The sequence below is a fragment of the Pseudomonas sp. GW-45 genome, from assembly GCF_056896675.1.
Window position 1 is genome coordinate 3537681 of sequence record NZ_CM167674.1, and the last position, 10849, is coordinate 3548529.

Here is a 10849-nt window from a genome sequence, read left to right on the forward strand (position 1 = left end):
CTGACAGCCAAGACAGCTAATCACACCGCTGTCACACCCAGATCGCCCCTATCACCAGTAACACAACCGCGAGTACCGGCAACGAGAGCGCTAGGCGCGGCGCATAAGGCAGTAGAAACAGTAGCCCCAAACCGCTCAGCGAGATCAACCCTAGCCAAGCCACCCAGGCCATGGCCAACGGCCACAGCTGCATTGCCAGATAAGCAGCCAGCGCCAGCAGCAGCACCCCCAGCGGACGACAGTACCGGCGCCAGCTGGTTGGCAGTCTTGAGGCCCGTTTTTTCCAGTGCCGCTCCATCCCCAGACAGCACGCCAGCATTCCACTGTAAGCGACCACAAAAACGGCTACGAATAAGCTCACACTCATGACGTAACTCCTGTGCGTGACGCTCTGATCTTTTTAGTCTCCCCCGCCGTTTTCTTCACCGCCTGCGGCTGACAGACCACCCGCCATGCGGCCCAACCGAGAATCAGCCCCATTGCCGCAGCGCTGGCATCGACACTCAGACGCAGGCCATCCAACGCCTTGGGTGCCAGCAGCATATCCAGCACCGGCATTGCCAATAGCAACAGTGCTATCAACGTCAATTGTTCTGCCCAAGCCCGTAATGGCGCGCGCAGGCGGGCGTGCACAAGCGCCAGCAGCCAACCACCAAAAAACACGCGCAGCTCCCATAGCTCGCGCTCCGCCATGTTGGCGGGCAGCATCCGGTTGCCCCACAGCAAGGCGGCGCAGGCAAACATCAGCCCGCCGATCACCGCTACGTTGAGCCACTCGGCCTGCCGCAGCCAGCGGGTATCACTCTTTACCTGCCGCCGCCGCTTGACGGTGTACAGCACCAAGCCACTGGCGATCATGGCGCAACTGATCAGGCCACAAAGAAAGTAGATCCAGCGCATGGCGTAGCCACCGAACTGGGCGAAGTGCAAACCTGCCATGACTTTCTGAGTGAGCAGCGTGGTGCGCGTTGGCTGAGGTGCGCCAACTACTTCTCCGGTGATCGCGTTAAAGGCTAGTGACTCACCCTTGGTTAACTCCAGGCGAGTACCCATCACCGGCCGTACCTCGACTCTTGCGTTCGCCCGGTCCGGATTACTGACCGACAACGAGCCCAGCATGTCCTCACCATAATAAGCCTCACCGCGACCTATGAACTGCTCCAACGGCAACATCTGCGCCACCGGGACTTCGGCTCGCGGCGCCCGCCCCCCCTCACCTGCTCGACCAGCACGCTCGACCTGCTGCTCATTACCCGGCCTCAGCTCGCTAAACAAAGCCTCGCGGTCACCACCGTAAAGCACGTCGGTCGCCGCCGGCATGTAGATCAGAAAAAAGATAGCCAGACCCGTGTAGGTAATCATCAAGTGGAACGGCAATAGCAGCACCGCGCTGGCGTTGTGGCCATCCAGCCAGCTGCGCTGCCCTTTCGCGGGGCGGAAAGTAAAGAAGTCCTTGAAGATTTTCTTGTGGATGATGACGCCGCTAATGATGGCCACCAACATCGCCATGGCGGCGAAACCCACTACCCAAATGCCAATGCTGCGCGGCATGTGTAGGGTGTAATGAAAATGGAAAAAGAAATTTCCCCCTAGAGTCTCGCGCGGCACCACTACCTCGCCGCTGTCGGCATCCAGCTGGGTACGCTGGCCGCGTCGCTGCTCACCGGAGGACACACTCAGACTCGGCCCGCGCTCGGTGGGCAGGCCGATATTCCAAGCGCTGGCGTCCGGGTTACGTTCACGCAGCCAGCTCTCGGCTACACGCACTGCGCTGACCTGATCCAGGCCGGTGTCATGTAGTTCCGGCTGCATCCACCAGTTCAGTTCCTTGTCGAAGACCGCCAAGGTACCGGTCAGAAATATCGCGAAAAGCAGCCAGCCGACGATCAGACCCGCCCAGGTGTGCAGCCCAGACATGGATTGCGTTACGGAAGCTTGTTTAGCCATCACGCCGCTCCTGCGAACAGGTTTGGCCAGAAGCCGATTAACGCCAGCGGGGGAATCACCAGCAGGCTGAGCAATGCTCGGCGCAGGGGCACCGCGAAGGCCCACAGCACATACAGCGTGTAGATCAGGAACGAGACGAGGGTGGCGCTGATCACCACATCAACCGGCTCACCGGGCAACAGGCGCGCCAAAGCAGCGACCGCGCTGTAGGTGAAGGCGTATCCACCCACCACCGCCAGCAGTGTACGTGCGAGCGCGGCAGGCCAGAGCCGCGCCGCTGGTGTTGCTACTCTACTCATGTCTAGCTCTCTCGCGCACCCAATGATGCGCTTATACGCAAATGGCGCCCGCCGGCCAAGCCGAACAGACGCCCCCACAATGCCTTTGTTTACCGTCAGCGCTATGCCTGACGAACAGGCGATTTAGAAGTCCAGCGTCAGACCCACGGTCAGACGGCGGCCATCCAGCACTACGCCGTAGTCTTCGTTGGTCACTTCCTTGTTTGCGACGTTATACAGGCCCGCTTTCAAATCCAGATTGTCGGTTACCCGAAACACGCCACCCAGATCCACAAAACCATAACCGGGGGTGCCGTCATCGACTGAGGTACGACTCAGGTAGTCGGAGGTTTCACTGCGATAGTTGCCCTGCAGCCACGCGCTCAAACGCGGGGTTAGCGTCCAGTCAAACAGCGCATTGGCCATGTGCTTGGGCTGCTTGTTGAGGGGGTCACCCTTGAACTCGCCCGTTTTCTGCTCGGACTCGGTGTAGGTGTAACTGGTCATGAAGTTGAGCGATGGCTGAATCATGTAATCCAGTGTCACTTCCACGCCCTGCATGATGGCTTCGTCGACGTTCTTGTTGGTGCTCAGGAAGGAGTAGTTGTTGCCGCCAAATGCGCAGGTCCAGGTGGCAGGGTCATTGCGGTCAGCGTTAGGGCTTTCGCACAGGCGATCTTCAGAGATTTTATCTTTGTAGACGGTGTGGAACAGCATCAGGCTGGTGTTCAGACCCAGATTGGCATTGTCGTAAACATAACCCACTTCATAGCTGGTACTGGTTTCCGGATCCAGATCCGGGTTACCAATAATCAGGGCACGCGGATGCGGTGCCGGGGAGCCACCGCCACCCGTGCCGCGACCAAAGCCAGCCGTCGCGGCAGACAAGCTCGGCTGTTTGTAACCGGTGGACACGCCACCCTTGATAACCAGGTTGGGGGTGTAGTGATACACGCCGTACAGGCGCGGTGATAGATGACCGCCAAACAGCTCGTCGTCGTTGTAACGCAGGCCGGTGGTGACCGACAGGTCGGGAGTAATGGCCCAATCCACCTCGGTGTAAAGGGCGCCGATCCAGCGATCCACCTCAGACACTGCGCCCGCCACGTTGGAGGTCAGCAGGCCGTTGGTTTCGTCTACAAACTCTTCCTGCTTGTACTGGCCGCCAAAGGTAACCACGTGGTTGCCCCAAAAATAACTGGCTTGCGAATTAAACAGGCTGATTTTCTCGCGCTTGGTGTCGGCCTGCACCTTGTCAGACACATCGTGCTGCAGGTAGCTGGAGACGATCAGGTTGTCGTAACGGCCATCGTGAGCAAGCACGTAGATGTCTTTTTCGTAGCGATAGGTCGACTCGTCAGCTGTGACAGCTACGCTTCTGCCCGGCGTGTGGGTGTATTCCAGCTCGGAATGATCGTAGCCAACGGAAAAGCGGTTGCGGTCATCCGGGGTTAAGTAGAACTCGACGCCGCCCTGCTTGCGGGTGCTTTCCGGCATGCTTTCGGCGTTGTCGTCGCCACCTTCAAAATCGCTTTCATCGGTGGCCAGATATTGGCCGTTCAGCTGCACGCCAAGCAGGCCGTCAATGAGCGGGCCACCCACGTAGAAGTTACCCAGCTCACCATCACTGCTGACGTCGTTCAACGCGTGGGTGTATTCAGTGGAAATAGTACCTGCCCACTCGTTACCGGAGCGGCGGGTAATGATATTAATCACGCCGCCCATGGCCTCAGAGCCATACAACGATGACATAGGCCCGCGGATGACTTCGATGCGCTCAACCATGGATAAGGGCGGCAGGCCGATCTGCTTGCCGCCGTCAGAGCCGTTGGTATTGACCGAGCGACCCGCCGAGATCGGGCGACCATCAACCAAAAACAAGGTGTAAGCGTCGGACATACCGCGAATGCTAACGTCCTGCGAGTTGCCGCCACCGGTGACATAGACGCCGGGGATGTTTTTAACTGCATCAACGATATCGGTATAGGACTGCTTTTCCAGCTCTTCCCGGGTGACTACCGAGATGCTGGCTGGCGCATCAGCAATGTTCTGCTCGTAACCGGCGGCACTGACCACCGTGATCGGCTGCAGCTCTACCGCCGACGCCTCGTTCTCTTGGCCGTGGGCCAAACCCGTCATGCTCACCAGGCCAACACTGACCGCATACGCTAAGCTGCTGCGCTTGAAATTTCCCATACTCAAGTACTCCCCGTTCTGGCAGAAATCCATCAGGTGAGCGGCGCGATCTAGGTCGCCACACACAAAGGGGCGAGCAATTACTCGCCAAGTCGTGCGCAGATGCTAATCATTCTCATTCAATAGTAAAGCTCATTTACAATCTATACAGCTGCCAAGCGGATTTTTACACGCAGCCCGGGCTCAGCATTCTCCGCCCAGATGCGTCCGCCCTGCAGGCGCACCATGCCCTCGGCGATCGCCAAGCCCAGGCCAAAGCCGCTGCCGCCAGGGCGCGCCTGACACAATCGCGCAAAGGGCCGGAAGATCACCTCCAGCTCGCTTTCCGGTACACCTGGGCCCTGATCCGCGATACACAAACACCAATGCTCCGGCTCGGCTTGCGCACTCAGGTTGACCACAGCCTCGGGTGGCGAATAACGAATGGCATTGCGCAGGATGTTTTCCATCGCCTGAGCCAGTGCGTTGAGGTTGCCCTGCACGGCGCAGTCAGATGGCAAGGTCGCGGTGATACGCTCCGCTGGCCAACCCGATTCGAACAGAGCGTCCTCGCGCAATACATCCCAAAGCGCGGCAATATCCACCTGCTCGCAGTCCTGCTGCGGTTGCTCACTGTCGAGCCAGGCCAGTTCCAGAGTGCTGTCCACCAGTGTTTGCATAACGCCGGTTTCGCGTTCCAGACGGTCACGCAGATCGCTCAGCGAGAGTTCGCTTTCACTGGCAACCCGCAGGCGACTCAGCGGCGTACGTAGCTCGTGCGAGAGATCACGTAACAGTTGCCGTTGTTGCGTCACCGAATCACGCAAACGCTGGGTCAGGTACTCCAAGGAACGACCCAGCTCGCCGAGCTCATCACGCCGCTGCGCCATGGATTCCGGCAACAGTGCCTCCAACGGGTTAGCACGCAGCGCATTGGCCTGACGCCGCAGTTGCTCCAGTGGCGAAATCAACAGCCAGTACAGCAGGCCACAGAACAGCACCGACAGCAGTATCGGCAGGGCGTACATCACCAGCGCGTTAAGCAATGCCCGGTTCTGCCAAGGACGAAACTGCTCCGGAAGACGCAGGATCAGCTGCGCGCCATCAGCCGCCAAAGGTATCGCCACCAGAGGTAATTGCTGGCTGCGCAGACTCATCGGCCATTTGAAATGACGTACGAAGGTCAGCTGGCTCTGCTGTTCAACACTCAATTGCTGGTTGCCCAGTGGTTGCAAGTCGGCGTCCACCACCACCAGCCAGATGGTTTCACGCTCAGCCAGCGCCGCACGCCAGGCATCCAACGCCGCCGGACCCTTCTGCAATGCACGCTGCGCCTGCTCGCCGTAACCGCTCAATACCTGCACCGCCTCATCAGACAGGAAAGAGGTCTCGCGATCGATGCGTGCGCCAAGGTAATCACTGGCAGCAATCAGCAAGGTGCAGAAACCGGCGACCAGCAGCACCAGCCGCCAGAACAGGGAGTGACGGCGCGGCATCAATTGAGCTGCTCGCGTAACACGTAGCCTTGGCCCCACACCGATTCCAACCGCCAGCAGGTCACTTCGCCCCGAGCCAACTTGCGGCGAATATTGCTGACGTGCATATCCAGGCCACGATCGTGCTGGGAATACCCGCGGTGCAGCACTTGCTGATACAGGAAAGGTTTGCTCTGTACCTCGCCCACGTTGTCGTGCAACAGCTTCAGCAGACGGTATTCCGAAGGCGTAAGCTCCATCCACCGGCCGTCGTGCTGCAGATCGCTGCGGTTGTCGTCAAAGCCATGCAATGGATCTTGCGGCGCCGGTTGGCCGCGCTGCTCGTAGGCTACGCGGCGCAGAATGGCGACCATGCGCACCTGCAGCTCGGCAAAACTGAAGGGCTTTGGCAAGTAATCATCGGCACCGCAATCAAAGCCCTGAATCCGGCTTCCCTCATCACCCAGCGCCGACATCATCAGCACCGGCGTACGGCGCTGATGGCGCAGCGAAGTCAGTACCTCCAGGCCGCCAAGACCCGGCAGCATGACGTCGAGAAGTATCAGGTCGAACTGCCCGCCACGAGCCAGCGACAGGCCAAGATTGCCATCGGTAGCGAGCGTAACCTCGAAGCCCTGGCTTTCCAGCGACGTTTTGAGGTGCGCGCCTAATACCGGATCGTCTTCGATCGTCAGAATCGAATGTGCGTTGTGCGCGAGCATAAATGGACCACATGATACAAATGAGAATCATTATATAGTGACGGCGGCCATGAGCTTTGTCCATCCGCCTGTCTGTGGTAAGCGCCCTGCCCTGTCACTCCTGCCCCATAGCCAGTACAATGCGCCGCCCGCCATCTCTGGCGCGCTCATTCATCTTTTATCTCCGGCAGGACTGTCCCTTGATCTCCACCGCCAATATCACCATGCAGTTCGGCGCCAAGCCGCTGTTCGAGAACGTTTCCGTCAAATTCGGCAGTGGCCGACGTTACGGCCTGATCGGTGCCAACGGCAGCGGTAAGTCGACGTTTATGAAAATTCTCGGCGGCGAACTGGAGCCGTCCGGCGGCCAGGTGATGCTGGAACCCAATGTGCGCATGGGTAAGCTGCGGCAGGATCAGTTCGCCTACGAAGAATTCAGCGTGATCGACACCGTCATCATGGGTCACGAAGAGTTGTGGAAAGTGAAAGCTGAGCGCGACCGCATCTACTCGCTGCCGGAGATGAGCGAAGATGACGGCATGGCCGTTGCGGAGCTGGAAACCGAGTTCGCTGAAATGGACGGTTATACCGCGGAATCACGCGCCGGTGAGCTGTTGCTGGGTCTTGGCATTCCCATGGACCAGCACTTCGGCCCCATGAGCGAAGTGGCTCCCGGCTGGAAGCTGCGCGTGCTGCTGGCCCAGGCGCTGTTTTCTGATCCGGATCTCCTGTTGCTCGACGAACCCACCAACCACCTGGACATCAACACTATCCGCTGGTTGGAAGGTATTCTCACGGCGCGTAACAGCACCATGATCATCATTTCCCACGATCGCCACTTCCTCAATAGCGTGTGCACGCATATGGCGGACCTGGACTATCGGGAACTGCGCCTGTTCCCCGGCACTTACGACGAATACATGACCGCCGCGACGCAATCACGTGAACAACTGCTATCCGACAACGCCAAGAAGAAGGCGCAGATTGCCGAACTACAGACCTTCGTCAGCCGCTTCTCAGCCAACGCCTCCAAGGCCAAGCAGGCAACCAGTCGAGCCAAGCAGATCGACAAGATCCAGCTCGACGAGGTCAAGCCGTCCAGCCGTATCAGTCCGTTCATTCGCTTTGATCAGGACAAGAAGCTGCACCGCCAAGCCGTGAAGCTGGAAAACGTCAGCCAGGGCTACGACGGCGAAGTCCTTTTCAAAAACCTCGGCTTGCAGATCGAAGCAGGCGAGCGCGTTGCCATTATCGGCCCCAACGGCATTGGCAAAACCACGCTGCTACGCACGCTGGTAGGTGAAATGGCCCCCATGAAAGGCGAAGTTAAATGGGCGGAAAGTGCCGATATTGGCTACTTCGCGCAGGATCACGCCGATGACTTTAAAGACGACTACACCCTGTTCGAGTGGATGGGGCAGTGGACTCAAGCCGGCGAGCAAATGGTGCGTGGCACACTGGGCCGCATGCTGTTCTCCAACGACGATATCCTCAAATCGGTAAAGGTCATTTCCGGTGGTGAGCAGGGGCGCATGCTGTTCGGCAAGATGATCCTGAAAAGAGCCAACGTAATGCTGATGGACGAGCCGACCAACCACCTTGATATGGAATCTATTGAGGCGCTGAACCTGGCATTGGAAAACTTCCCAGGCACCTTGGTGTTTGTCAGCCACGACCGCGAGTTCGTCAGCTCACTGGCCACCCGTATCATCGAGCTGAAAGAAGACGGCGTGACCGACTTCAGCGGCACCTACGACGATTATCTGCGCAGCCAAGGCGTGGTGTTTTAATCATCTGTTAACTTCCGCGCCGTCGGCCAGGCCGACGGCGCGTGTTATTAGCCCGTCACTAACGTCCTCATCAGTTGGCTGCCCAACAGCAGTCGATCAAACCAAAACACCTCGTGCAGCGCCACAATCAGCCAAAGCACCACCTGAAACGAGACCTTGCGGGTTTTGTGACGAAACACCTGTTGCGCGATCAACGCTCCCGGCCAGCCGCCCACAAACTCGGTAATGTGCAGGGTGTTTTCCGGCGTGCGCCATTGCCCCCGCTCCGCGCGACCCTTATCGATGGCGTATTGGATAAAACTCGCGATACTCATCAGCAAGTAAGCCAGCAACGGCCAAAGCGTCGCCTGCTGGCTTAGCATGCTGATACCGCCAAGCAACGGCAGCAGGCAGAGCACCGCAAAGAGCAGTACCTTCAACGGTAACCGGTGAATGCCAGCCGTCTCTCTGCGCGGGCGTCGCGCAGGTGGTTTAACAACCGGCCTTGGTGCGCTTGCGGGCTTGACCTTGCCAACTCTTTTAACGGCGTTTGCCCGAGGTTTGCGGCGAATCGCAGCACGATCAATGCTCAACCCTTCGCCGCGCATATGCTCTGCGCGCGGCCTGCCGTGCTCATCCTGACCAAGAACGTAGTACACCACACTGCCAGTCTCGGGCCGTGCATCACCGCGCACCGCCGAGATATGCACAAACAACCGTTCGCCACCCTCGTCGGGCTGAATGAAACCGAAACCCTTGTCATCGTTCCAGTTGATCAGCTTGCCACGCGCTTCCATGGGTATTGCCTCCAGCCTCGGCCATTAACTACCGGCGCTTTATACCACGCGGATGATCGCAAGCCAGGACACAAACAATCGAGCCATCAGTGAATAGTGTCTCTTTGATGTTAAATAGGCATTAAAAATCAATAACTTGTGTTAACCACATCACAGGCCTAGATTGAAAAGCGCTGCTGTCCGATGCGCAGAGTGGAGTTGCGTGTCGCGAGCCTGTGTTTAGCCGCGCAGAAAAACAAAGCCCAACGCACTAAAGGAGATAGCGCTATGGCTGTTAAGCATCACGGCACCGTGCCGTTCAAAGGTATGAGTCATCTCTGCCTGTTTGGTGAAAACCAGGCCGATCGTTTTGGTCGCCTGTTCCAGCAACTCCCCCCGCTGTACCTCAACCCCACCCTGCTCCATGAAATCGGCAAATCCGGCGGCGTGATGGAGGATACCGGATTACCCAATCTGACCAAAAATGTCGCTGCCGGGCTGATTTTCTTCGGTCAATTCGTCGATCACGACATCACCCTGGATGCCAGCTCCTCGCTGCGCAACAACAACGAGCCGAACGAGATTACCAACGTACGCACGCCCTCGCTGGATCTGGACTGCCTCTACGGCGACGGACCGGAGGCGCACCCCTATCTGTACGATGGTGACAAAATGCTGACCGGCAGCGACTACGCCAGCGACGCCAACGATCTGCGTCACCACGATTTGCCGCGCACCCCCAAGGGCACCGCCATCATCGGCGACCCGCGCAATGACGAGAACCGCGTTATTTCCCAGCTGCAATTGGCCATGCTGCGCTTTCACAACCGGGTCTATGACGAGGTACATAGCGAATGGGAGGAGGCCCGCCGCGTTACCACCTGGCACTACCAGTGGCTGGTGATAAACGAGTATCTGCGCACCATCTGCGGCGACTGGGTGGTGGATGACATACTCGCCAATGGCCGCAAAATTTATCGGCCGGAATGCGGCGGTAGCCACAACGCCTATATTCCCATCGAGTTTGCCACCGCCGCCTACCGCTATGGCCACACCATGATTCCGCAGAAAATGCGTGTACAGCCTGGCGGCATTCAGCATGTGCTGTTCAGCCCCAGCTCGGCACTGGGTCGTGGCTTTACGCCGGTCGGCAGCACCGACGGCGTGGTCGATTGGGAGAGCCTGTTCGACAGTGGCAACGGTAACTACGAGCGTGCTGGCCAAGTAGACACCAAGCTGGCCGCCGCGTTGCTCGACCTGCCCTTTATGCCACCCAGTGCACCGGCCTTTGAGCGCTCGTTGGCGGTGCGTAACCTGTTACGCGCGCAGAGTTTCCTAGTGCCCTCGGGAGAGCAGGTAGCCGAATGTATGGCCGCCAGTGGGGCCGATGAAATCAGCGCGAGCGATATTGCCAAAGTGCGTGAGGCGGGTGCCAAGTTGGGGCTGCCCAAAGCCACACCGCTGTGGCTCTACATTCTAGCCGAAGGTCGGGTCATCGGTCGCATGGATGGCGAGAAGAGTTTCAGCAAGGGCGAAGGCTTGGGACCCGTCGGAGCACGACTGGTAGCCGAGGTGATCATCGGCTTGTTGGAGCTGGACCACCGCTCCTTCATGGGCTCCAACCGTAATTGGTCACCGCTGGACTCTGCTGACCGGGTAGGCAACAACGGTGTGACGTCCATCTATCAGATGTTGACCAGCTAAGTACCAGCGCCGCCCGGCAGGGCT

General features: G+C 58.6%; 9 protein-coding genes. 2 read left to right on the top strand and 7 right to left on the bottom strand.

Features of this window, described 5'->3' with window-relative positions:
• Positions 1-31: 31 nt before the first annotated feature.
• From AC1XYH_RS16710 to AC1XYH_RS16735, 6 genes are all read right to left on the bottom strand, one after another.
• Positions 32-367 carry a DUF3325 family protein gene (locus tag AC1XYH_RS16710; protein ID WP_483324243.1) on the bottom strand — a complete coding sequence of 112 codons (336 nt, stop codon included), beginning with the start codon at positions 365-367 and terminating at the stop codon, positions 32-34.
• Positions 364-1947 (bottom strand): PepSY-associated TM helix domain-containing protein, encoded by a 1584-nt coding sequence (locus tag AC1XYH_RS16715; RefSeq protein ID WP_483324244.1) that lies wholly within the window; start codon positions 1945-1947, stop codon positions 364-366. Before AC1XYH_RS16715 ends, AC1XYH_RS16710 begins: the two co-directional genes overlap by 4 nt.
• On the bottom strand, positions 1947-2246 hold the full coding sequence (locus AC1XYH_RS16720; protein ID WP_483324245.1) for an iron transporter: 300 nt from the start codon (positions 2244-2246) through the stop codon (positions 1947-1949). The genes AC1XYH_RS16715 and AC1XYH_RS16720 overlap by 1 nt, the downstream gene beginning before the upstream one ends.
• Positions 2247-2369: 123 nt before the next feature.
• Complete coding sequence (locus tag AC1XYH_RS16725) at positions 2370-4421, bottom strand: TonB-dependent receptor domain-containing protein (protein ID WP_483324246.1); 2052 nt, start codon at positions 4419-4421, stop codon at positions 2370-2372.
• Positions 4422-4564: 143 nt separating this feature from the next.
• Positions 4565-5896: a HAMP domain-containing sensor histidine kinase gene (locus tag AC1XYH_RS16730; protein ID WP_483324247.1), complete on the bottom strand. Its 1332-nt coding sequence runs from the start codon at positions 5894-5896 to the stop codon at positions 4565-4567.
• Positions 5896-6597, bottom strand: a complete 702-nt coding sequence (locus AC1XYH_RS16735; RefSeq protein WP_483324248.1) for a response regulator transcription factor — start codon at positions 6595-6597, stop codon at positions 5896-5898. Before AC1XYH_RS16735 ends, AC1XYH_RS16730 begins: the two co-directional genes overlap by 1 nt.
• A 179-nt stretch (positions 6598-6776) precedes the next feature.
• Here AC1XYH_RS16735 and AC1XYH_RS16740 point away from each other — a divergent pair, with 179 nt between their 5' ends.
• Positions 6777-8366 (top strand): ABC-F family ATPase, encoded by a 1590-nt coding sequence (locus AC1XYH_RS16740; protein WP_483324249.1) that lies wholly within the window; start codon positions 6777-6779, stop codon positions 8364-8366.
• A gap of 47 nt (positions 8367-8413) precedes the next feature.
• Here the strand turns inward: AC1XYH_RS16740 and AC1XYH_RS16745 are convergent, their stop codons facing one another.
• Positions 8414-9142, bottom strand: a complete 729-nt coding sequence (locus AC1XYH_RS16745) for a DUF1294 domain-containing protein (RefSeq protein WP_483324250.1) — start codon at positions 9140-9142, stop codon at positions 8414-8416.
• Positions 9143-9409: 267 nt separating this feature from the next.
• On the opposite strand from AC1XYH_RS16745, the gene AC1XYH_RS16750 reads away from it, so the two are divergent.
• Positions 9410-10825, top strand: a complete 1416-nt coding sequence (locus AC1XYH_RS16750) for a peroxidase family protein (RefSeq protein ID WP_483324251.1) — start codon at positions 9410-9412, stop codon at positions 10823-10825.
• Positions 10826-10849: the final 24 nt, after the last annotated feature.

Bases quoted from the DNA above. Each gene is read 5' to 3' on its own strand.
- AC1XYH_RS16710 (WP_483324243.1), bottom strand. From the start codon at position 367: ATGAGTGTGAGCTTATTCGTAGCCGTTTTTGTGGTCGCTTACAGTGGA.
- AC1XYH_RS16715 (WP_483324244.1), bottom strand. From the start codon at position 1,947: ATGGCTAAACAAGCTTCCGTAACGCAATCCATGTCTGGGCTGCACACC.
- AC1XYH_RS16720 (WP_483324245.1), bottom strand. From the start codon at position 2,246: ATGAGTAGAGTAGCAACACCAGCGGCGCGGCTCTGGCCTGCCGCGCTC.
- AC1XYH_RS16725 (WP_483324246.1), bottom strand. From the start codon at position 4,421: ATGGGAAATTTCAAGCGCAGCAGCTTAGCGTATGCGGTCAGTGTTGGC.
- AC1XYH_RS16730 (WP_483324247.1), bottom strand. From the start codon at position 5,896: ATGCCGCGCCGTCACTCCCTGTTCTGGCGGCTGGTGCTGCTGGTCGCC.
- AC1XYH_RS16735 (WP_483324248.1), bottom strand. From the start codon at position 6,597: ATGCTCGCGCACAACGCACATTCGATTCTGACGATCGAAGACGATCCG.
- AC1XYH_RS16745 (WP_483324250.1), bottom strand. From the start codon at position 9,142: ATGGAAGCGCGTGGCAAGCTGATCAACTGGAACGATGACAAGGGTTTC.
- AC1XYH_RS16750 (WP_483324251.1), top strand. From the start codon at position 9,410: ATGGCTGTTAAGCATCACGGCACCGTGCCGTTCAAAGGTATGAGTCAT.